Consider the following 22,517-nt stretch of genomic DNA (forward strand, 5'->3'; position numbering starts at 1 on the left):
GTTGATAGGCCGGAGGTGTACAGCAGTGATGCCCAGCCGACCGGTACTAATAGGCCGAGGGCTTATCTTTCATAAACCCTCAACAAAAACAACAAACGAAGACCGTCAAGTCTCGCGTCCACAACCAACTGTTGTAACACAGGTTTGGTCACCCGATAGTGGTGATCTCTAGAGTTACGGCGGCCATAGCGAAGGGGAAATACCCGGTCCCATCCCGAACCCGGAAGTCAAGCCCTTCAGCGCCGATGGTACTGCAACCGAGAGGCTGTGGGAGAGTAGGACGCCGCCGGACATGTCTTTGCGCAGGGCCACCTCTTCGGAGGTGGCCCTGCTGCCATTTGTACCCATTTTCGACGCGCTGTGTCGAGCTGTCGAGATGCGGTGTATCGAGCTTGCCGAGATCATTATGGGGGCCTCTTCGCGCCACGCCCGGTTGACGTGGGCTGCCATGCGAGGTCCAATGTCATAGTTGCAGTCCGTACCAACAACACCTCGAACAAGGAGTTCCCATGGTCAAGAAGCTGCTCATCGCCGCCGTCGTTGCCGCGGGTCTCGGCGTGGCCATCAAGCTGGTCACCAGCCGCTGATTCAGAGCTTCTCCAGCTGCCCGGTGCCCTCGAGGTGCCGGGCAGCTGTCATCTCGACAAGCTCGATACATCGCATTAGGTGCCCTGTGAGGCTTCTTCGTCCGGAGTGACCGAGGCAGCAGGAGCGATGGCCTCTTCCTTCGGGACGTCGACCTCAGCCAGTGACCGGCGAGCGCCGGGAATGGCGAGGATGCCGCCGACCATGAGGAAGAGCAGCAGGCCGGCGAGGACGAGCAGGGACTCGACCGAGAACTGATCTGCGAGCGGGCCGAAGACCACCATGGAGAGCGGCATGGCAACGGACATGACGATCCCGACGATGCCGAAGACTCGCCCCTGCATCTCTGGTTCGACGCGCTCCTGGAGGATGGTGAACGCGGGTGCGCTCAGGGCCGAGAAGGCGACCCCGATCAGCAGGCCGAAGACGAAGAAGACCCACATGTTCGTGGAGACTCCGAGCCCCACGACGAACAGCCCGATGAGGACGACGGAGCTGACCATCAGGCGCATGCGGTGAACGATCTTGGGTCCGAACGCGGCCATGGCGGCGCCGCCGGCCAGCATGCCGAAGCCCCAGAACAGCTCGTTCGCGGTGAGCTTCCAGACCTCGTCGCCGAAGGTACGCGTGACCATGAGCGGGGTGAGGTAGGAGGGGGCTCCAACCATCACCATGACCAGCGTGAAGAGCACGAGGATCCAACGCACGTGCGCATGGGTGGAGACGTACTTGAGGCCGGCGCGGAGGTCCCCGAAGTAGGAGACCTTCCCCTGGTCGGGGCGTACGAGACGGGCGACCGGGACGAGCGCGAGCAGGCCGACGCCGATGAGGGCCGTGATCGCGTCGATGAAGAAGACGGCGACGATGTCCATGCTGGCGTAGATCACCGCGGCGAGTGCCGGGGCGAGGAGCGTCATCGCGGACTGGATGGTCTGGAAGGCTCCGTTGATCCGGAGCAGCTGGGACTCCGGCGCGATCTGCGGGATCATCGCGGTGACCGCAGGCATCTGGATGCCGGCGAAGACCGAGCGGATGGCCAGGGCGAGATAGATGATCCAGAGGTCGTCGATCCCACTGACCATCAGGCCGGCCAGGATCAGCGTGGCGACCGCGATCGTGGCGTCGGAGCCCATGATCAGGAACTTGCGGTGATGTCGGTCGGCCCAGACACCGCCGAAGATCGACATGAACGCCTGCGGGAGCATCCCGAAGACGAGGCTCAGCATCAGCACTGACCCGGACCGGGTCTCGATGGTGAGGTGCCACATCACGGCGTACATCACCAGCATCGAGCCGAGCAGGGAGACCGTTTGGCCGGCGAGGAAGATCGCTGCGTTGCGCCTCCAGCCGGAAAGCTCGTCGGCGGGCATGCCGACCAGCCTCAACCCGGACGCAGAACGCGTCAACCGACTTTGGTCTCGCGCGGCTACGCCAGGATCAGCGGCGGGCCGTGGTGGGTCGAGCGGGCGAGCTCGTCGCCGTCGAGGCTGAGCGCGGGACCGTCGGTGCAGATGTCCCAGCCCGAGGCCGTCTGCGCCGGCGGTACGCCTTCCATGCTGACGTGGGCGATGGGCAGGCGACCACGGGCGTCGGCGACGGCCGCGCGTACGCCGGTGCGTACCTCGATCGGCCAGTACTGCTCGGTGATCGACTGCCAGACGATCGTGAGCACATCGGCGTCGGTCGGTTGGGTGAGCTGTTCCTTCAGCCAGGTGTCGGCCGAACCGACGTCGACGACGGGCGGGTCGCCGGCCGCGGCCTGCAGAGCACCGGCGAGCCGGGCGTGACGATCGACCTGGTGCGGCCATACGAACGACGTCAGGTACTCGCGGCCGGCAGCGGTGGAGACATCGACAGGGGCGAGGTCGCAGCCACGGCGCGCCACGACCTCGAACGGAACCGGACGCACCCCGGCGCTCTGGGTGTCGATCGTCAGCGGGCTGTCCGTGGGGCCGTACGCCCAGTCCTCGCCATAGAAGTGGTAGCGGTCGACGAGCAGGTTGAGCCCCGCCGAAGCGCCCGGCTCGAGCAGCCGGATGCGGTGCAGGCCGGTGCGGCGTACGGCCTCGAAGATGCCGATGAGGAGACAGGCGGAGCGGCCGACCTCGTTGGTCTGGGGCGCCACCTCCAGACCTGCGCGGAGCTCGTCGACGTGAGCTGTGAGCACCTCCTCGAACAATGGCCAAGCGGTGACGTACGCGTCGTCGCCTCCGAGGTTGGGATAGAAGCGTTCGACCTCGGGAGCGTCGCCGCGGAGGACGATGCGGTGAAGAGCCGCCAAGAGGCGCAGCTGCACGGCATCGGCGCGGGAGGCGTCGAGGTGATCCCGGCAGATCTCAGCGATGGGACCACCTGCATCGAGGTCGTCCGCGAACCGGTTGAGCAGCCAGCCGTAGAGGTGCTCCTCGTGGCCGAAGTGGTCGCGGAAGAGCGCGGAGAGGGTCATGCGTTCAGGATCCTCCGACCTCATGAGCGTGCCTCAGCCGGGTGCCGGAGAGGTGGTCACCCGATGTCGCTGCGGACCGCCTTGGCGGTGTCCTTCACGAGGTACACGGGCCCGACGTACGCCTTCTTGGTGACTGCGACCACGCGGATCCGGCCTCGTGCCTCCCGATCGTGGTGCAGTACGACCCACCTCGAGCCGTTCGTCCGGGCGTAGGTGTTGATCGTGCCGAAACGGACTCCGCCGACGTAGATGTTGACCTTGCCGCGGGTCGGGCCTGTGCGCACCTTGAGGCGCAATGACTTCGCCGTGTAGCGATCGATCGTCTGGTCGGAGGTCCGTGGGGAGACGGCGGCGTACACCCAGGGATCGCCAGCGATCTCTGGAAAGCCACCGCTTGCCCAGTTGCCGCCCAGGACGGTGATCGGTGCGGTCGAGCACCTCCAGCCCGACCAGGGGGAGACATTGCCGGCGGCGTCGCGGGCGCGAACCCGGAGACAAGTCGTGTCGCCCCTGTAGTCGGGCATCTCCGTCAACGAGGTGCTCGTGGTGTACCGGGTGCCGTTGGCGAACAGGGAGGTTCCGCCCGATGCGAACTTCTCCTGGTAGAGGTAGCCAGTCACCTTCACGTTGTCCGTCGCGGCCCAGGTTGCCACCGCTCGATACATGCCGTTCGCGGCGCGCTTCGTCGGCCACGCGGGCGTGAAGCTGAACTTGGTGATCCTCGGGCTCGTCCCGTCCGCGGACGTGACCGGCGCCGGCGGGTTTCCAGAGTCCGTCTCGCCCTGGCTGCCGGGATATCCGATCGTGGCGGTGGACAGGCCCGCGGTCGGCCGGATCGCCCATAGGCCGGTGAGGAGGAAGGACTTGGACGACGTCGAGGTGGTGCGGACTCGGATCCAACCGGACAGCGTGGAAGCCTTGCGGAACGTGACGTACTTGCTTCCGGACCTCTTCGCCGCTGCGGAGACCGTCCCGAGGTAGGTGGAGCCGATGTAGATCTTCGCGGTGCCCCTCGTCGGACCGGTGGCGACGCGGACTCGGACGCCGGTAGCCCGGACCGGGACCGTCGCGACGCGGTCGTTGGCTGCCCCGGTGTTGCGCAGCTTGAAGCTGAATGACGTCGGATCCCAAGCGCCGTCTACAGTGCGTTCTCCGAAGGGAGCGTGGGTGCACCTCCACGCTGACCAGGGGCTGCGATTGCCGGCAGCGTCCTTTGCGCGCACGCGCTGGCATGCCTGCTCGCCTTCCCCGACCTCGGTGTGGAGTGACCGCCGAGTGCCCGAGTAGGTCTTGACGTACTTCGCGATGCTCGACCAGGTGCTCACCCCGAGGCGCGATCCCTTGCCGTTCCCGATCCACGTCTGGACCTCGTGGGAGGCGACCCCGACGTTGTCCGAGCTGGACCAGGTGTAGGCGGGGGTAGCGCTCCAGAAGGCGCCGCGCCATTTCATGTCACCTGGGACGAGCCACTGCTTGTACGACGTCGCGGTGATCTTCGGCGCTGTGATGTCGGTGCTGGTTGCCGACGCGGCGGTGACAGGCGCGAGCGCCGCGAGCATGGCGACGGCGGTCGCCGCGGCCAGGCGAAGTCGACGGCGGGAAGTGAGGGTCATCGAGGCTCCAGGCTTTGGCCGACGGCGCCTGAGGATGTGGTTGAGGGGCCGTGGCAGGTTCATGCCGCGAAGGCGGGCGGCCGGAGATTATCAGGCAGTGGGGCGATGTCGCATGAGTTTGCCGCGTAACCCTCGGCAGAGGGTGGGAGATGCCGCTAGTGTCGCCGAAAGCAAGGTAAGCCTTACCTGATCTGGATGGAGCTTGGCATGGGATTCGACGACGGCCGCAAGCTGAAGGGCGTGTACGCGGCCGAGGTGCTGCACAACAAGCAGGTCACGCCGCACATGGTGCGGCTCACCTTCGGTGGCGATGATCTGCGACGCTTCCCGCAGCGCGGCTTCGACCAGTGGTTCCGGCTCTTCCTGCCGCGACCGAACGGAGAGTCCACCAACTTCGACGCGGTGCCCGAGAAGCTCGGGACGGTCGACTACCTCAAGTACCTGAGGCATGGCGACCGGCCGCCGCTGCGCAACTACACCGTGCGCGAGCACCGGCCCGACCTTGGTGAGATCGACGTCGACTTCGTGGTCCACGGGGATCTCGGGATCGCGGGCCCGTGGGCGCGTACCGCACAGCCCGGAGAGCGGGTCGTGCTCATGGACCAGGGCACGGGCTTCGACAACGCTTCGGACGCTTCGTTCCACCTGCTCGTCGGGGACGAATCGGCGCTCCCGGCGATCGTCGGAATCCTCCGAGACATGCCCCGCGACGCGCGCGGCCTGGCGATCATCGAGATCCCGGACATGGCCGACGTCCAGGACGTCTCCGGGCCCGAGGGGGTCGAGGTGCGGTGGCTGGCTCGAGGTGACTCCGCCGGACAGCCCGGGGCGCTGGCGATCGCCGAGGTGAAGGCGTTCACGCCCGAGGCGCCGGCCACGCTCTCGGCGTACCTCGTCGGTGAGCGGACGATCCCGGCCGAGGGACGGCGACATCTGGTATCGCTCGGGGTGCCCAAGTCGCGGATCACCTTCGTCGGCTACTGGCGGATCGGCAAGGCGCAGGCGTAGAGCCTGGCGCTCGCCGATCCGCCGGGTGCCTCGACCTCAGTTGAGCAGGCCCTCGATGGAAGTGCGGATCTGGTCGAAGGCGAGCCAGGCGAAGAGCAGGGCGCAGATGATGAGGCCGATGTTGGAGACCCACTTGTTGCGCCACTCCGTGGGGGTGTGGCTGGTGTTGAGGAGCCAGAGCAGGGTGACGGCCAGGAACGGCATGAAGAAGGCGCCCAGGACTCCGTAGGTGAGGATCAGCCAGGTGGGCTCCTCGGCGAGCAGGAGCCAGATCATCGGCGGGAAGGTGAGCCAGAGGATGTAGGAGCGGTACCAGATGCCGCCGCTCTTTGCCTCGGGCTCGTCGGCCTTTCCACGAATGGTCCCCATGAAGTCCGCGAACATCAGGCTGACGCCGTTCCAGACGCCGACGAGCGAGGACATCGCCGCAGCCCAGAAACCGATCAGGAAGAGCTTGCCGAACCAGTCGCCGTAGCGATCGGCGAGCACCCTGGACAGGTCGAGCATGCCCTGGTCACCGGTGCCGATGGCGATGTTGGCCGAGTAGAGCAGCTCGGCACCCACGATGAGGGTCGCGACCACGAAGATGCCGGTCACGACGTACGCCGTGGTGTTGTCGATCCGCATCACGCGCATGAACTGCGGGGTGTGCCAGCCCTTCTCCCGCAGCCAGTAGCCGTAGGCGGCCAGGGTGATCGTGCCGCCGACGCCGCCGGCGACCGAGAGGATGTTGACCAGGGAGCCCTCGGGGATCGTCGGGACCAGGCCGACGAGGAGGTCGGGGAGGTTGGGCAGGGTGACGAGCGCCGCGCCGACCATCGTCACGAACATGATGCCGACCAGGACCGCGAGGAACTTCTCGAAGAGGCCGTAGCGGCCAGCCCACACGATGGCGAGACCGATCAGGCCGGAGACGATGCCCCAGACCTTCACCGACGCGAACGAGAACAGCGCGGTCAGGGCTAGGCCGGTGCCGGCCATCGCCGCGGCACCGTAGACGAAGCCCCAGATCACGATGTAGGGGCCGAAGTAGATCGTCGTCCAGATGCCCAGACGCCGCCAGCCCTGGAAGATCGTCTCGCCGGTCGCCAGGCTGTAGCGCCCGGCGCCCTCGACCAGGACCACCTTCAGGACACAGCCGACGACGACGGCCCACAGCAGGGCGTAGCCGTACTTGCTGCCGGCGATCAGGGTGGCGACCAGGTCGGCGGCACCGACACCGGTCGCGGCCACCACGAGGCCGGGTCCCAGGATCCGCCATCGAGGGGCTTCGGCTGTCTCTGTCCTCGCTGCGTGTGACATGGGCGACAGGTATACCCCGTTTTAGGGAAGATCAGCGACTTTTTGCCGAAGGACGGCACGCTCCCGGTCGTTCGTGCACATCCCTGCCGCCCGCTCCAGCTCCTTGCGTGCCTCGACGGTTCGGCCCAGCCTGCGCAGCAGCTCTCCGCGTACGGTCGGGAGGAGATGGGTGTGGTCGAGCCGCTTGTCCTCGGCGATCCGGTCGACGATCTCCAGGGCTCGCAGCGGTCCGTGGGCCATCGCGACCGCCACGGCCCGGTTGAGGTCGACGATCGGGTTGGGTGCGATGCGGCCCAGGGCCTCATAGAGGACGATGATCCGCTCCCAGTCGGTGGTCTCGACCGAGTCGGCGACCGCGTGGGTGGCGGCGATCGCGGCCTGGAGCCCATAGGGACCGAGGCCCCGTGGGGTCGCCTGCTCGAGGGCGGCCAGGCCGCGGCGTACGGCACCTTGGTCCCATCTGGTGCGGTCCTGGTCCTCGAGGAGGACCGGGTCGCCGGCGGCATCGGTGCGCGCCGGGAAGCGAGAGGCGGTCAGCTCCATGAGCGCGAGCAGTCCGTACGCCTCCGGCTCGTCGGGCAGCACGCCGATCAGCACCCGGGTCAGTCTGCGTGCCTCGCCGGCGAGGTCGGTGCGGATCAGGTCCTCGCCGGAGGTGGCGGTGGAGCCCTCGGTGAAGATCAGGTAGAGGACGTTGAGCACGCCGGCCAGACGCTGCCGGCGCTCGTCGGGCGAGGGCACCTCGAAAGGGACCTTCGCGGCCGCGATCGTCTTCTTGGCGCGGGTGATCCGGGCCTGGATCGTCGGCACCGGCACCAGGAACGCCCGGGCGATCTCCTCGCTGCTGAGGCCGCCGACGACCCGGAGGGTGAGCGCCACCCGGGCCTCCTTGGACAGCACCGGGTGGCAGGAGACGAACATCAGCGCGAGGACGTCGTCATCGATCCGCTCGATGTCCAGCTCGTCGTCGTACGCCTCGTCCTGGTCGTGGGCGATCGCCTCGTACTTCTCGCGCTGGACGCCGGCGCGGCGGATCGTGTCGATCGCCCGCCGCTTGGCAGTGGTCATCAGCCAGCCGACCGGGTTGGCCGGCTGGCCGTCGCGTGGCCAGGAGACCAGCGCCTCCGCGAGGGCCTCCTGGGCCGCGTCCTCGGCGAGCGTGAAGTCGCCGGTGTAGCGCGCGAGCGCGCCGACGATGCGGGCGGACTCGATACGCCAGATCGCCTCGACGGCGCGCGTCGCGTCACTCATCGGTGTCTCCCCGGGTGGTTTCGGCCCTCAGAGCTGCCCGGTCTTGGTGCGCCAGTCGAGCTCCTTCTGGATCCACGGGTTGTCCTGCGGAAACTCGTCGATCGTCGGCACCCGGCGGATCTCGACGGCGGAACCGGGGAAGTAGCTGAGGCGCTTGGCCCACTCGACCGCCTCCTCCTTCGAGCCGACCGAGATCAGGTAGAAGCCCCCGAAGAGCTCCTTGGTCTCGCCGTACGGACCGTCGGTGACCACCGGCGGCTCGCCCGCATCGGCGTAGGTGACGACGGTGTGCTCCTCAGGGTCGAGACCCTCCATGGCGAGCACGACGCCCGCCTTGATGAGCTCGTCGTTGAGCTTCCCCATCTTCTCGAGCATCTGCTCGAAGGGGATCTCGGCCATCGCGGCGTTCTGCTTGTCTTCGTCGATGGTGCGCCAGATCAGCATGTACTTCGGCATCTCGGTTTCTCCTGTGTCGTCGGGCCGTCTTGCCGGCCCGTTCACCCCTTGGTCGAACGAGGTCTACGCGGGATCGACAACGCTGCCAAGAATATTTTCGGAACCCTGTTCTGCGGGTGGGTAGGTTGGGGACGTGAAGATCTCGCTGTGGCCCAGTCCCGCCGTTTCCACTGCCGACATCCTTGCCGAGGCGCAGGCGGCTGACCAGGCTGGTTGGTACGGAGTCTGGTTCGCCGACCACTACATGCCCAACACCGGCTCCGAGGACATCGACGACGGGCCGATGCACGAGGTGTGGGGAGTTCTCCCGGCGCTGGCCGCGACCACCGAGAACGTACGCATCGGGCCCCTCGTCTCCCCGACGACGATCCATCACCCGGCGCTGCTCGCGAACCGGTCCGCGACGATCGACCACATCGCCGGCGGGCGGTTCGTGCTCGGCATGGGTGCCGGCTGGCAGATCAACGAGCACAAGGCGTACGGCATCGACCTGCCGAGCGCGAAGGTGCTGGTCGACCGGTTCGAGGAGGCGATCGAGATCACCCGGTCGCTGCTCGACAAGCCGCGAACGACCTTCGAGGGGACTCACTTCCAGCTCACCGACGCTCCGTGCGAGCCGAAGCCGGTGGCCTCGCCGCTGCCGATCCTGGTCGGTGCCAAGGGCCCGCGGATGCTGCGGGTCGTCGCCCGGTTCGCTGACGAGTGGAACACCTGGGGCACGCCCGAGAGTGCCGGCGCGGTACGGGCCAAGCTCCTGGAGGCGTGCGAGCAGGTGGGTCGCGATCCCGGGACGATCAAGACGACCACCAACCTCATGCTCGACCTCGACGGTGCGAACCCGGGCTTTGCTCGGACCCAGACCGGCTCGGCCGGTGAGCTGCAGGACCTGATCGGCCGCTATGTCGCGGCCGGATTCGACGAGTTCATCCTGCCGACGTGGAATCTCGGTGAGACCGGTGCCGAGCGGATCGAGCGGGCGGCACAGCTCAAGGCCGAGGTCCTCGACCCCGCGCTCTAGTTCGCGCGGGCGAGGATCGCGCTGTTGATCACGTCGGTCCCCGGAGCGTCGATCTCGGGGTTGGCCTCGGCAACCACGTCGAGGCCGGCGAGAGCCTGCGGACCGACCTGCGGGTAGAGCAGCGTACGCAGCCCTCTGGCGCTCCGCGCCAGGACCAGCCCGCCCGGGGCGAGAGCGGTGACCGCCTTGTCGAGCACCGCGGCCTTGGCAGCATCGTCGGACCCGACCAGGCCGGCGAGGAGCACGAGGTCCGCGGGGTGCGGTGGCGTGGCGGCGGCCGCTTCAGCGTGCTCGAAGGTCACGCCGACGGCACCCAGGCGTCCGAACGCGGCGGAGGAGAGCCGGATCGCCTCGGCGTCGTGGTCGACGCAGTGCACCGCGATGCCCTGATCGGCCAGGCAGAGCGCGGTCAGGGGGAGCGGTCCCGAGCCGAGGAGCAGCACGTGCCGTGGGACGGTGCCCTGGCGGCGTACGGCTTCCAGCTCCATCTCCACGAGGAGCCGGTAGTTCTCGCGGTAGGGGAAGCGGGCGAACGCCGCGGCGGGATCGGGGGCGCGCGAAACCTGGCGGGCCCAGACCCGCTCGAGCGCGTGCTCGCCGGCGGAGGCGACAGATCGGAAGAGAGCCGGTGGACGTGACGGCGGCAGCGCGGCCAGCACGGTCTCGGCCTCCGACTCGGGCACACTCAACACCGCAGTCACCAACCGGTTGAATAGAGCGTTCACGACGATCCCGGGCTCCAGCGACGGCTGTTCGAGGAGATCCTCCAGAGTCGAGATCAGCACCCGATCGACCGCACTGACATCGACCGCGCCCGAATCCACGATGAGAACCATTCCACATCGACACTGCACCCGGTGGCGGTTCGGTCAATCGTGGGAACCGGCGACTCGCTTCTGGGACGATGTAGAACTACGCCACTCGGCTCCGACGTATCCCCGTAAGCACGCCTACGGAAGGCGCCGACGAAAGGGAAGAGCCATGAAGTACGTCATCCTGATCCACTCCAACCCGCAGCCGTGGGGTCACCCGACGGGTGACTTCATCCCCGAGTTCCAGTCGCTGCCGCAGGCCTCCAGGGAGAAGCTCAACGCTGCCTTCGAGGGGATCATGGAGGAGCTCTCGGCCAACGGTGAGCTCATCGGCGGGCAGGCGCTCGCGGATCCGGCCTCGGCCAAGCTCTACCGGTGGGAGGCCGGCGAGCCGATCGCCACCGACGGCCCCTACTCCGAGGCGAAGGAGCATCTGGCCGGGTTCTTCCTGATCGACGTCGAGTCCCAGGAGCGAGCCGAAGAGGTCGTACGCAGCTTCAGTGGCCCCGGTGAGACGGTCGAGCTACGGCCGGTGGCAACCTACTGACATGACGGTCACGGGAGTCGAGGACGTGTGGCGGCAGGAGTCCGCCCACGTCCTCGGCGCCCTGCTGCGGGTCCATCCTGACCTCCCCGACTGCGAGGACGCCGCCCAGGAGGCGCTGATCGCGGCCAGCCAGAAGTGGCCGTGCGATGGGCTGCCGGCTGATCCGCGGGCATGGCTGATCCGGGTGGCTCATCGGCGGCTGATCGACCAGATGCGTGCGGACACGGCTCGAACCCGGCGCGAGGTCGCCGACGGGATCGCCCGGCGGCTCGACGAGCCGGACCCGGCGGCCGTGGAGATCGGCTCGGCGTACGACGACTCGCTGAGGCTGATGATGATGTGCGCCCATCCCGCGTTGCGCCGCCCCTCGCAGGTGGCGATCACGCTGCGGTGCGTGGGCGGTCTGACGACGTCCGAGATCGCGGCTGCGTACCTCGTTCCGGAGGCGACCATGGGGCAGCGCCTCAGCCGGGCGCGGGCGACGCTGAAGGACGAGGAGTTCTGCTCGCCGGCGCCTGACGAGCTGCCCGAGCGGATCGCCTGCGTGCTCGACGTCTGCCACCTGATCTTCAACGAGGGCCACACCCGCACCAGCGGCCCCGAGCTGCAGGGGATCGAGCTCACCGACGAGGCGATCCGGCTGACCCGGATCGTGCGCGGGGTGCTCCCGGAGCACGACGAGGCCACCGGCCTGCTCGCGCTCATGCTGCTGACGCAGGCTCGCTCGCGCGGTCGCGTCGACCACCTCGGCGACCTGATCCCGCTCAAGGATCAAGATCGCTCGCAGTGGGATCGGGAGCTGATCCGCGAGGGTGTGGCACTGCTGGAGGACGTACTCCCCGAGGGGCCGGTGGGCCGCTACCAGCTGCAGGCGGCGATCGCCGCGGTCCACGCCGAGGCGGAGTCGTACGAGGCCACCGACTGGCTCCAGATCAACCTGCTCTACGGGATGCTCGCGCAGGTCGCGCCCTCGCCGGCGGTCACGCTCAACCGGGCCGTCGCCGTGGCGATGAGTCTCGGCCCAGAACACGGGATCGAGATCGTACGCGACCTGCTGGAGCATCCGGCGATGCAGCGTCACCACCGCGCCCATGCCGTGCTGGCGCACCTGCTCGAGCAGTCCGGTGATGTCGCGACGGCTCGGGAGCACTATGTGCTGGCGGCCCGGCTGACCCAGAGCGTGCCGGAGCAGCGCTACCTGAACCGCCGGGTCGAGTCGCTCGACCAGGCGTGACTGCTCACATCTGGCTGATTACATCTGTAGGGCGCCGTCGATGACGAGGATGATCCCGAAGATCGCGAACAGCGCGGCGGCGCCGTACCTGATCACGTTCTCGGGGAGCTTGCGGCCCAGGAGCGCGCCGACACCGATGGCGAGCGCGTCGGCGGCGACCATCCCGACCGTGGAGCCGATCCAGGTGCCGAGCCAGCCCTCCTGAGTGGCCAGGGTGATCGTCGCGAGCATCGTCTTGTCGCCGAGCTCGGCCAGGAAGAACGCGATGCCGACGGCGATGATCGCCATACCCCGGCTGTTGCGGGCCTTCTTCGCCTCGTCCTCGGTGAGCTCGTCGCCCCGCAGGGTCCACCCGGCGAAGAACAGGAACGCGACTCCCGCGACGATGGTGATGTAGTGCTGCTGCTCGGCGAAGGCGTCTCCGATGAGGGCGCCGATGGCGACCGAGGCCAGATGGACGATCGCGGTGGCGGCCGTGATCCCGATGATCACGTCTCGAGCCCGGTAACGGGTCGCGAAGGTCATCGCCATGAGCTGGCTCTTGTCGCCGAGCTCGGCGACGAAGATGACCGCGGTCGAAAGCAGGAAGGCGTACACAGGGTTCCTCTCCGGCGCCGGCCGGAGGAGTCCCATGAGGGGTTGATCGTCCTTCGACCAGCACCGTCATGTTGATACGGATGCATGGTCGAAGGTCTCGTCCGCCACTTGGTGGCCGATCGCGCCGGGCCCTGAGGCCAGTGTGTCGACGCGACTGTTGAGGACTACTCCCCTTCGCGGCTTCAGTCTAGGGCAGAGGCCTCACCCAGTCGCACTCGGGAGGCCGGCGGGCTGTTCACCGAATTCCCTCAGCAAGGATCCGATCCTGGTTAGGCTGACTTCATGGACGAGGCCGGAGTGCGCGCGGTCCTCTTCGACCTGCACGACACGCTCGTCCCGAGCGGCCACCCCGCCGAGCACGCCGCGGTGGCCAGGGGGATGGGCGCGGATCTCGGAGTCGACCCCGATGCGTTTGCGGCCGCGGTCGCGGACACCTTCGACGAGCGCGTACGCGGCCTGATGGCCGATGTGCACCACACCGTGCGCTACCTGGCCCGACGGGTCGGCGGGTCGCCGACCGAGTCCCAGGTGGAGAGCGCGATCACGCGGAGGCTGAACTACTCGCTCTCCCTGCATGCCGCGACCTGGGCGCTGCCGACGCTCAAGTCGCTACGGAAACGAGGGTTCAAGCTCGGCCTCGTCGCCGACTGCGGGGCGGCGACGGTCGCGATCTGGCCGCAGAGCCCGCTCGCGGACCATCTGGACGCCGTCTCGTTCTCCTGCCAGACCGGCGTACGCAAGCCGGACTCGGGCGCCTACCTCGTCGCCGCGGCGGCCCTGGAGGTGCGCACCGGCGAGTGTGTCTACGTCGGTGACGGTGCCGACCACGAGCTCAGCGGGGCCGAGGCGGTCGGGATGCGGGCGGTGCGGTTCGGTCCCAAGGCGCTCGAAGAGCTCGACGAGGAGACCACCTTCGACCTGGATCCCGACTGGAGCGGGCCGACGATCAGCGACCTGGGCGAGCTCGTCGGGATGATCGGGATCCCGGTGCCACGTGAAGGGTCCGAATCGCGGACGTTCGTCTCCGGCAATGTGGTGCCGTGGGGTTCGAAGAGATCGTCCCGCTGATCCTCGGTCGAGGCGGGCGACCGATGCGTCGGCATCTCTTGACGACTGTCCAGCGTGGGTCAGGGTCCCACTTCTGAGGGTCGATGTCAGCCGAATCCGGTATCCGTCGTCCATTCGGTCCGCTCCTCGGCACGGTGCCGGAGCGCCGTCGGAACGGTGTCCGATATCACCCCGGACCTGTTACCTGTCTTCTGACAGGTTGGGCGTCCGTCTGGCTGATCCCGTCTGCGATGCGATCGCTCCATCAGGCGGCACCGCACGCGGGAAATCGGCAGCAAATGGCCCTTCCCCCCTAGCGAGTTCCGACCGAAAACGGTAAGAATCGATCGACCGACAGGGAAGATTTTCTCCGACTCCGACCCCACATTTCGGACTCAGGTTTCCAACAGTCTTGGTTTGCCCCCGACGCCCTTGACCTACATGCTTACCTGTCAGTCGACAGGTTAATCATGCTTCAAGGAGGACCCGGGTGGCGCTAGCTGCAGACCACAGCACGGACACGGTGCTGAACGCACGGGCAGATGCTCGCGCGCAAGGGGGGCAGGTCAGCGACTGGATGCCGTACCTACCGGCTTCGTCGAGCCCGTTCTGTCCGGACGACGTCGACCCGGACACCCTGACGTGGGCCGAGACGGTCGCACCAGGGAGCTACACCCACAAGGTCCTCGCCCGCGGTACGCGGTTCCGGCTCGAGGACCCGACCGGTGAGGCCTGCGCCCACACCCTCGTCTACAACGCGCTGGAGCCGACCGAGCGGCTCAACGTCGCCGACACCCAGAAGATCCCATGGCAGGCCTATCTCGGCGCCGGCCACCCGCTGCTCTCCGGTGACGGCCGCGTGCTCGCCACGATCATCGCCGATTCCTCGGGCCGGCACGACGCGTTCTGCGGGACGAGCACCGCCGCCTGGAACGCGCTGCGCTACGGCACCGCGCTGCCCGAGGGTCCGGCGCCCGCCGGCCGTGATCTCTTCGTGAAGGCGGCCGCCAAGCACGGGCTCGGGCCGGCCGACGTACCTCCGTCGGTCTCGTTCTTCCAAGGAGTCCGGGTCGCCTCGGACGGGAGCTTCGACTGGTTCGGCTCGTCAGGAGCGGGGACGTCGGTCGAGCTCGTGGCCGAGCTGCCCCTTCTCGTGCTGATCGCCAACGTCCCGCACCCGCGCGACCCGCGTCCGGAGTACGTCGTCGGGCCACTGCGCGTGCACGCCTGGCGTACGCCGGAAACCCATCCCACGACCCCGGCGGACGAGCGTTTCGACGCCTCTCCCGAGGTGCGGCGGGCGTATCTGAACACACTCGACTATGCGGAGGCTCGGGGCCTGTGACTACCACGATCGACAACCCGGTGATGAGGCCTGTGACGACCATTCCCGTCCCTGTGACCACCTATCTGACGCCCGACGGGCAGCTGGTCTCCAGCGTCCCGGTCGGGGCGTCGTACGCCGACAACACTCACCTGGAGTGGGGTGACCCGCTGGTGCCGGGTGCCGTCGTGCTGGACGAGCAGGTGGCTCCGCGGGCCTCGTGGTCGGGTGTCGTACGTGCCGGGCAGGTGTTGACGATCGTCGATGTAGGCGGCAACCAGTCGGGCGACTGCCTGCTCTACAACGCGCACCACACCGACGAGCGCTACAGCGCTCAGGACACGCTCGCGTGGCAGGACAACGCCTACATCCGCACCGGGACCGTGCTGCGCAGCAACCTCGGTCGTGCCCTGATGACCGTCGTCGAGAACGAGATCGACCGCCAGGACACCATCGGCGGCGCGTGCTCGCGCGAGTCCAACACGCTGCGCTACGGCCACCACGTGATGTATCACCACGGCTGCCGGGAGAACTTCCTGACCGAGGGTGCCAAGCACGGGCTCGGCATGCGCGACATCGTCTCCAACATCAACTGGTTCATGAACGTGCCCGTCGAGGAGGACGGTGCCCTCGGCATCGTCGACGGCATGTCGGCGCCCGGGAAGCGGGTCGCGCTGCGCGCGGAGATCGACACGCTCGTGCTGATCTCCAACTGCCCGCAGATGAACAACCCCTGCAACGACTTCAACCCGACGCCGCTGCGGATGATCGTGTCCGAGCCGGATGTCGACTACGAGGCCAACGCATGACCTTTGGTTCTGAAGCTGGACTGTCCTTCGACACCGTCCTGGTCGCCAACCGAGGGGAGATCGCCCGCCGGGTGATGCGCACCGCGCGCGAGCTCGGGATGCGTACGGTCGCGGTCTTCTCCGAGGCCGACCGAGCGGCACCACACGTGCGCGAGGCCGACGAGGCCGTCTGTCTGGGCTCCGCGCCCGCACGGGACTCCTACCTCCGTGGCGATCTGATCATCGCGGCAGCCCTGCGCACCGGCGCGGGGCTGCTCCATCCCGGCTACGGCTTCCTCTCCGAGAGCGCCGCCTTCGCCCGTGAGGTGGAGGCGGCGGGGCTTCGGTTCGTCGGCCCGACTCCCGAGCAGATCAGCGCCTTCGGCGAGAAGCACTCGGCCCGCCGGCTCGCCGAGAACGCCGGCGTGCCGATGCTGGCCGGCACGGGGTTGCTCTCCGGGCCGGACGAGGCCGCCGAGGAGGCCGGTCGGATCGGGCTGCCGGTGATGGTCAAGGCGACCGGCGGCGGTGGCGGCATCGGGATGACCGCGTGCAGCTCGGAGGAGGACGTACGGGTCGCATTCGAGCGGGTCGCCCGGCTCGCCCAGACCAGCTTCGGCAGCGCCGGTGTGTTCCTGGAGCACCTGGTGCGGCCCGCCCGCCACGTCGAGGTGCAGATCTTCGGCGACGGGGAGGGTCAGGTCGCCGTGCTCGGCGACCGCGACTGCTCGCTGCAGCGCCGCAACCAGAAGGTGATCGAGGAGGCGCCCGCGCCGGCGCTGCCCGAGCACGTACGGACCGTCCTGCACGACTCCGCGCGCCAGCTCGCCAAGTCGGTCTCCTACCGCTCGGCCGGGACCGTGGAGTTCGTCTACGACCCGGGCCGCGAGCTGATCTCCTTCTTGGAGATGAACACCCGCCTCCAGGTCGAGCACGCGGTCACCGAACAGGTGATGGGCATCGACATCGTCGAGCTCATGCTGCGCCTCGCCCGCGACGGCGTCACCGCCCTGCCCGACGAGCTGTTTCGCAAGTGCCCCGCACCCAAGGCGTACGCCGTCGAAGCACGCGTCTACGCCGAGGACCCTGCCAAGGACTCGATGCCTTCGTCGGGCCTGGTCACGCGCGCGGTGTTGCCGACCGAAGCTCTTGGCGTCCGGGTCGACTCCTGGATCGAGACCGGGCTCGAGGTCTCGCCCCACTACGACCCGTTGCTCGCCAAGGTGATCGCCACCGGCGCGACCCGCGACGAGGCGCTGGACAGGCTGGGTGAGGCGCTCGCCAGCACCCGGATCGACGGGATCGTCACCAACGTCTCCGCGTTGCGCGCGATGACGACGTACGACGAGCTCCGCTCGGCCACCCACTCGACCTCGACCTTGCCCGAACGTGCCAAGGCTGGTCGCGGCGCGGACCCCGATCCGCGCATCGACGTGCTCGACCCGGGCGTGCTCACGACCGTCCAGGACCTTCCCGGCCGGGTCGGCTACTGGCAGGTCGGCGTACCTCCGTCGGGTCCGTTCGACCCGGTCTCCTTCGCCGAGGCCAACCTGGCCGTCGGCAACCACCGGGGTGCCCCGGGCCTCGAGGTCACGGTGCCGCTGGCAACCGGCCGGGCGACGGCCGTGGGGCCGACGCTGGTCTTCTCCGATCCCGCCGTCGTCTGCGTGACCGGTGCCCCCATGCCGGTCAGCGTCGACGGCGCCCCTGTCCCGCAGTGGGAGCCGATCGAGCTCCCCGCGGGGGCGACGTTGACGCTGGGTCGCACCGACGGGCCGGGCCTGCGGACCTACATCGCGGTCCGAGGGGGCCTGGACGTACCCGACTACCTGGGCAGCGCTTCGACGTTCACGCTCGGCGGGTTCGGCGGTCACGCCGGGCGTACGCTCCAGCGCGGTGACGTGCTCCGCCCCGGAACCGCGGTCGACCCGGAGGCGCAGCCCGCCGCGACCCCGGTGTCACGGCGGCCGGCGCTGACCAACACCTGGGAGATCGGCGTCACCGAGGGCCCGCACGGCGCCCCGGAGTTCTTCACGCGCGAAGACCTGGACCAGCTCTACACGGCGAGCTACCGGGTGCACCACAACTCGGCTCGCACCGGCGTACGCCTGATCGGGCCGAAGCCGACCTGGGCGCGTGCCGACGGTGGCGAGGCCGGACTGCATCCCTCGAACATCCATGACACCCCCTACACGGTGGGGTCGCTCGACTTCACCGGCGACACCCCGATCATCCTCGGCCCCGACGGTCCGTCGCTGGGTGGCTTCGTCTGCCCGGCGGTCGTCGCCAGCGGCGAGCTCTGGAAGATCGGGCAGCTGCGGCCGGGCGACACCGTTCGGTTCGTGCCGGTTCGGGAGGGCAAAGCCGCCGGCCTGGTCAACCACCGGGCCTCCCTGACGGTGGCCGGCGGTGCGGGCGGCGACGGCGACGACGGTGTGCTGGGCAGGCTGCCCGAGACGTCGGCGCGCCCGGAGGTCACCTATCGGCGCAGCGGGGACAACTCACTGCTGGTGGAGTACGGGCCGATGACCCTCGACCTGGGGCTCCGGATGCGGGTGCACGCGCTGCAGTCGGCCCTGGCCGAGCACGCGCCCGCCGGCATCATCGACGTCACCCCGGGGATCCGGTCGCTGCAGGTGCACACGGACTCCTCGGTCCTGCGGGCCGGCCAGGTCGCGGGGCTGCTGCGGGAGCTGGAGGAGGACCTCCCGGCCACCTCGGAGCTGACCGTGCCCTCGCGGCGGGTGCGGCTGCCGCTCTCCTGGGACGACCCGGCGACCCGGGAGGCGATCGAGCGCTACACCGCCGGCGTACGCGACGACGCGCCGTGGGCGCCGTGGAACATCGAGTTCATCCGCCGGATCAACGGGCTCGCCTCGGTCGAGGAGGTCCATCGGACCGTGTTCGACGCGACGTACCTGGTGCTGGGGCTGGGCGACGTCTATCTGGGCGCGCCGGTCGCGACGCCGTTGGACCCGCGGCACCGGCTGGTGACGACGAAGTACAACCCGGCCCGGACCTGGACGGCGGAGAACTCCGTCGGCATCGGCGGTGCGTACATGTGCATCTACGGGATGGAGGGGCCGGGCGGATATCAGCTCGTCGGTCGAACCACTCAGGTGTTCAACCGATTCCGGCGGTCGACGACCGCGGGCGGACTGTTCCGCGACGACCCGTGGGCGCTGCGGTTCTTCGACCGGATCGAGTGGTATCCAGTCTCCGCCGAGGAGCTCCTGGAGCTTCGCGCGGAGGTCGACGCCGGGCGTGGCCCCGCGATAAGCGCAGCCGAGACCGAGGAGGGCTCCTTCTCGATCAAGGAGTACGACCGCTTCCTGAACGCCAACGCCGACTCGATCGCAGCCTTCCGTGACCAGCAGTCCGCCGCCTTCGAGGAGGAGCGCGAGCGCTGGAAGGCCGCCGGGGAGTTCGACATCTGCGACCGCATCGACGCGCGGGGCGAACCGTCGGAGGTCGAGGTGCCGGACGGGTGCGTGCAGGTGACCGCCCCGTTCACCTCGACCGTCTGGAAGGTCGTCGCGAGTCGCGGTGCGCGGTTGACCCAGGACGCCCCGCTGATGGTGGTCGAGGCGATGAAGATGGAGGCGAGCGTCCCGGTTCCCGTCGCCGGCGAGGTGGTCGAGGTCTACGTGAAGCCGGGCGAGCAGATCGTCCCGGGCCAGGTCATCGCCGCGGTGCGACCGCTCGACGGGCTCGGCTCTTGATCCATTCACTGCCAGGCGGTGCGGTCGCCCGTGCCACCGAGGCCCTCGACCGCATCGAGGCTTCGGATCGTCCGGAGATCTGGATCTCGCTGCGTACGCGTGACGACCTGCTCGAGGAGGCCGCCGCCATCGACGCGAAGGTAACCAGCGGAGAGGTCCTGCCGCTGGCCGGACGCCTGCTGGCCGTCAAGGACAACATCGACGTCCGCGGCCTGCCGACGACCGCCGGAGCGCCCTCGTACGCCTACCCGCCTACTGCTGACGCCACCGCCGTGGCCCGGCTGCGGGCGGCCGGGGCGCTGGTCGTGGGAAAGACCAACCTGGACCAGTTCGCGACCGGCCTGGTCGGCACCCGTAGCCCGTACGGAGCGGTCCGCAACGCCTGGGACCCGAGCCGGATCTCGGGCGGGTCCTCGTCGGGCTCGGCGGTAGCGGTCGCCCTCGGCCTGGTCGATCTCGCGCTGGGAACCGACACCGCGGGCTCCGGCCGGGTGCCGGCGGCGCTCAACGGCATCGTCGGGGTGAAGCCGTCGCGCGGGCTGGTGCCGGTCACCGGCGTCGTGCCCGCCTGCTACACGCTCGACTGCGTCACCGTCTTCGCCCGGGATCTCGGATCTGCCCGGGCAGCCGCGGAGCTGATGGCCGGCCCTGACCCGTCGGACCCGTTGTCGCGTACGTTGCCGGCGGACGCCGGACTGCCGCCTGCGCCGAGGGTCGCGGTGCCGACGGGCGAGCATCTCGACGGACTCGCTCCGGGGTGGACCGACGCCTTCCGGGCCGTGGTCGCGCGGCTGGCCCACGCCGGAGTCGAGATCGTCGAGACCGACATCTCGCCGTTGCTCGAGGCCGCCAGGCTGCTCTACGACGGCGCCTTCGTCGCCGAGAGGTACGCCGCGGTGGGCTCCCACCTCGAAGCCAACCGCGACCTCATCGGGACCGACCTCGACCCGACGGTCGCCGCGATCGTGCTCGCCGGGGCATCGGCCAGCGCAGCCGACTGGGCACGCGACGTGGCTCACCTGGCGCGCCTCGGGGCGGCGGGGAGAGAGGCCCTCGCGGGCTGCTCGGCGTTGCTGACGCCGACGACGACGTGGCATCCGACGCTGGCCGAGGTGGCCGCGGATCCGGTCGGCGCGAACGCGCGCCTGGGCCGCTACACGAACTTCGCGAACCTGCTCGACATGGCCTCGCTCGCGGTCCCGGCCGGCCAGATCGGCGGGCTGCCCTTCGGGGTGATGCTGACCGGGGCCGCCGGCAGCGACCGCACCCTGGCCGCGCTCGGCCACACGCTGCTCAGTCCCTGTGTCGATCTCTTCGTGGTCGGCGCGCACCTGTCGGGACAGCCGCTCAACCACCAGCTGGTCGAGGCCGGCGCGACGCTGCTGCGCCCGGTGTCGACCTCGGCCGACTACCGGCTGTTCGCGCTCGAGACGGTGCCACGCAAGCCCGGACTGGTCCGGGCGGGTGCCGCCGGGAACGGGGTACCGATCGAGGGCGAGCTGTGGCGCGTCCCGGCCGCGGGCTTCGGGACGTTCGTGGGTGGCGTACCTGCTCCGATGGTCATCGGAAAGGTGACGCTGGCGGACGGCTCCTCGGTTTCGGGATTTCTCGTCGAGCCATTTGCTGTCGAAAGGGCTGCCGATATCTCTGCGCACGGTGGTTGGCGTCGTTACCGGTCTGAGCAGGGCCTTTAACGTTCTGCGTGGATATCGGTTACGGGACTGGGGTCATTCCTCCAGGTGGCACACGACTCTGTTCAGGGGCCTGATCTCCCGTCACACTGGGCAGAATCCGCCAGCATTATCGCCCCGGGAGGATGCTGTGCCGCGCTTATCGGTTCTTCCTGCCATACACTTTGTTGACAGGGAATTCAACCCTCCTGTGGGACTTTCGACTCTGTTCTTTAGGGGAAGAAGACTCTTTCAAGTCTTCCCCGAAACTCGGGAGGCCGCTTAGATGGCGTACATGACAACTAGGCGTTCTCGGCCCGGCCGCCCCAGGCATGTGCCCGATTCGGGTACCGCCTCACCCCGCGACCAGATCCTCGATGCCGCTGCGCGACTCTTTGTGTCCCAGGGCTTCGCGGCGACGTCCACCCGCGAGATCGCCGACCAGGTCGGCATCCGTCAGGCCTCTCTCTACTACCACTTCGCAGGCAAGGACGAGATCCTCGTCGAGCTGCTCCGTAAGTCGGTTCGGCCGACCACGGACAAGGTCGACAAGATCCGCAACCAGGTGCCACCGCTCGATTATGAGACGGCTCTTTATCTGCTGGTTCTGGTCGACGTACGCACGCTTGCCGACGTGGATCACAACGTCGGAATGCTCTACATGCTGCCGGACGTGACCAACGGCGAGGTCTACACCGAGTTCCGCCAGGAGCACGAAGAGCTCGCTGCTGCCTACGCCGATCTGGCGAGCAAGGTCGCCTCGGAGAAGGTGCTCGAGGGTGTCGGTCTGAAGCAGCTGGGCAACATGCTCATCCAGCAGGTCGAAGGCGTCATCAGCATGCGCGCCGAGATGATCACCAAGGACACGGTCCGGAGGATCACGTGCCCGGAGGCGTGGGCGATCGCTTCCTCGTGCCTGCGGATCTGCGGTGTCAGCCAGGACAAGATCCAAGCCGCGAACGCGGTCGCCGTGGAGATGCTCGACGACTTCCTCGAGGACAGGGTTCGCGAGCCCGCCTGACAAGGCAGGCTGACAAGTCGGTAACTGGTGGGTAGGGCTTGCGCGTGTGAGTTGCCCTGTTGAGGCTTGAACGACA

The 22,517-nt window shown here is 68.5% G+C and carries 18 protein-coding genes and 1 rRNA gene; 11 read left to right on the top strand and 8 right to left on the bottom strand.

Features of this window, described 5'->3' with window-relative positions:
• Positions 1 to 175: 175 nt before the first annotated feature.
• A 5S ribosomal RNA gene (rrf, locus tag ABZY89_RS22985) occupies positions 176 to 292 on the top strand.
• Between the two features lie 370 nt (positions 293 to 662).
• Here rrf and ABZY89_RS22990 read toward each other — a convergent pair.
• Genes ABZY89_RS22990 through ABZY89_RS23000 form a run of 3 tightly spaced genes read right to left on the bottom strand, consistent with a single transcriptional unit; the run spans position 663 to position 4,644 of the window.
• Positions 663 to 1,955 (bottom strand): MFS transporter, encoded by a 1,293-nt coding sequence (locus tag ABZY89_RS22990; protein WP_355230946.1) that lies wholly within the window; start codon positions 1,953 to 1,955, stop codon positions 663 to 665.
• 56 nt (positions 1,956 to 2,011) lie between these two features.
• A complete protein-coding gene (locus ABZY89_RS22995) occupies positions 2,012 to 3,031 on the bottom strand; it encodes a DUF2332 domain-containing protein (RefSeq protein ID WP_355230948.1) in 1,020 nt (339 codons plus the stop codon).
• 56 nt (positions 3,032 to 3,087) lie between these two features.
• A complete protein-coding gene (locus ABZY89_RS23000; protein WP_355230950.1) occupies positions 3,088 to 4,644 on the bottom strand; it encodes a hypothetical protein in 1,557 nt (518 codons plus the stop codon).
• 207 nt (positions 4,645 to 4,851) lie between these two features.
• Here ABZY89_RS23000 and ABZY89_RS23005 point away from each other — a divergent pair, with 207 nt between their 5' ends.
• On the top strand, positions 4,852 to 5,652 hold the full coding sequence (locus tag ABZY89_RS23005; RefSeq protein WP_355230952.1) for a siderophore-interacting protein: 801 nt from the start codon (positions 4,852 to 4,854) through the stop codon (positions 5,650 to 5,652).
• Between the two features lie 36 nt (positions 5,653 to 5,688).
• Here ABZY89_RS23005 and ABZY89_RS23010 read toward each other — a convergent pair whose 3' ends face one another.
• The 3 genes from ABZY89_RS23010 to ABZY89_RS23020 are packed head-to-tail and all read right to left on the bottom strand — an operon-like array spanning position 5,689 to position 8,661.
• Entirely contained in the window at positions 5,689 to 6,954 is a 1,266-nt protein-coding gene (locus ABZY89_RS23010) for an Nramp family divalent metal transporter (RefSeq protein WP_355230954.1), read from the bottom strand.
• Positions 6,955 to 6,975: 21 nt separating this feature from the next.
• On the bottom strand, positions 6,976 to 8,205 hold the full coding sequence (locus tag ABZY89_RS23015) for an RNA polymerase sigma factor (RefSeq protein WP_355230956.1): 1,230 nt from the start codon (positions 8,203 to 8,205) through the stop codon (positions 6,976 to 6,978).
• 27 nt (positions 8,206 to 8,232) lie between these two features.
• Complete coding sequence (locus ABZY89_RS23020) at positions 8,233 to 8,661, bottom strand: YciI family protein (protein ID WP_355230958.1); 429 nt, start codon at positions 8,659 to 8,661, stop codon at positions 8,233 to 8,235.
• Positions 8,662 to 8,794: 133 nt separating this feature from the next.
• On the opposite strand from ABZY89_RS23020, the gene ABZY89_RS23025 reads away from it, so the two are divergent.
• Positions 8,795 to 9,679, top strand: a complete 885-nt coding sequence (locus tag ABZY89_RS23025) for an LLM class flavin-dependent oxidoreductase (RefSeq protein ID WP_355230960.1) — start codon at positions 8,795 to 8,797, stop codon at positions 9,677 to 9,679.
• Here ABZY89_RS23025 and ABZY89_RS23030 read toward each other — a convergent pair.
• The gene (locus ABZY89_RS23030) at positions 9,676 to 10,515 is read right to left on the bottom strand and encodes a nicotianamine synthase family protein (protein ID WP_355230962.1); all 840 of its coding nucleotides are present in this window, start codon (positions 10,513 to 10,515) and stop codon (positions 9,676 to 9,678) included. The genes ABZY89_RS23025 and ABZY89_RS23030 overlap by 4 nt on opposite strands.
• Before the next feature lie 145 nt (positions 10,516 to 10,660).
• Here ABZY89_RS23030 and ABZY89_RS23035 point away from each other — a divergent pair, with 145 nt between their 5' ends.
• Positions 10,661 to 11,038, top strand: a complete 378-nt coding sequence (locus tag ABZY89_RS23035; protein ID WP_160026209.1) for a YciI family protein — start codon at positions 10,661 to 10,663, stop codon at positions 11,036 to 11,038.
• 1 nt (position 11,039) lies between these two features.
• Positions 11,040 to 12,272, top strand: coding sequence for a sigma-70 family RNA polymerase sigma factor (locus ABZY89_RS23040; RefSeq protein ID WP_355230964.1), 1,233 nt, complete (start codon positions 11,040 to 11,042; stop codon positions 12,270 to 12,272).
• An 18-nt stretch (positions 12,273 to 12,290) separates the two neighbouring features.
• Here ABZY89_RS23040 and ABZY89_RS23045 read toward each other — a convergent pair whose 3' ends face one another.
• Complete coding sequence (locus ABZY89_RS23045) at positions 12,291 to 12,905, bottom strand: TMEM165/GDT1 family protein (RefSeq protein ID WP_355230966.1); 615 nt, start codon at positions 12,903 to 12,905, stop codon at positions 12,291 to 12,293.
• A gap of 246 nt (positions 12,906 to 13,151) precedes the next feature.
• Between ABZY89_RS23045 and ABZY89_RS23050 the strand changes: the two genes are divergently transcribed.
• The 6 genes from ABZY89_RS23050 to ABZY89_RS23075 all read left to right on the top strand — a co-directional run bounded on the left by ABZY89_RS23050 (position 13,152) and on the right by ABZY89_RS23075 (position 22,441).
• Positions 13,152 to 13,937, top strand: a complete 786-nt coding sequence (locus ABZY89_RS23050) for an HAD family hydrolase (protein WP_355230968.1) — start codon at positions 13,152 to 13,154, stop codon at positions 13,935 to 13,937.
• A 469-nt stretch (positions 13,938 to 14,406) separates the two neighbouring features.
• On the top strand, positions 14,407 to 15,261 hold the full coding sequence (locus ABZY89_RS23055; protein ID WP_355230970.1) for an urea amidolyase associated protein UAAP1: 855 nt from the start codon (positions 14,407 to 14,409) through the stop codon (positions 15,259 to 15,261).
• On the top strand, positions 15,258 to 16,049 hold the full coding sequence (locus tag ABZY89_RS23060) for an urea amidolyase associated protein UAAP2 (RefSeq protein ID WP_355230972.1): 792 nt from the start codon (positions 15,258 to 15,260) through the stop codon (positions 16,047 to 16,049). The genes ABZY89_RS23055 and ABZY89_RS23060 overlap by 4 nt, the downstream gene beginning before the upstream one ends.
• Positions 16,046 to 19,750 (top strand): urea carboxylase, encoded by a 3,705-nt coding sequence (uca, locus tag ABZY89_RS23065; protein ID WP_355230974.1) that lies wholly within the window; start codon positions 16,046 to 16,048, stop codon positions 19,748 to 19,750. Before ABZY89_RS23060 ends, uca begins: the two co-directional genes overlap by 4 nt.
• Entirely contained in the window at positions 19,747 to 21,444 is a 1,698-nt protein-coding gene (atzF, locus tag ABZY89_RS23070; protein WP_355230976.1) for an allophanate hydrolase, read from the top strand. Before uca ends, atzF begins: the two co-directional genes overlap by 4 nt.
• A 310-nt stretch (positions 21,445 to 21,754) precedes the next feature.
• Positions 21,755 to 22,441, top strand: a complete 687-nt coding sequence (locus tag ABZY89_RS23075; RefSeq protein WP_355021961.1) for a helix-turn-helix domain-containing protein — start codon at positions 21,755 to 21,757, stop codon at positions 22,439 to 22,441.
• Positions 22,442 to 22,517: the final 76 nt, after the last annotated feature.

It is taken from the genome of Nocardioides sp. NPDC006303, from assembly GCF_040613175.1.
Lineage (GTDB): Bacteria > Actinomycetota > Actinomycetes > Propionibacteriales > Nocardioidaceae > Nocardioides.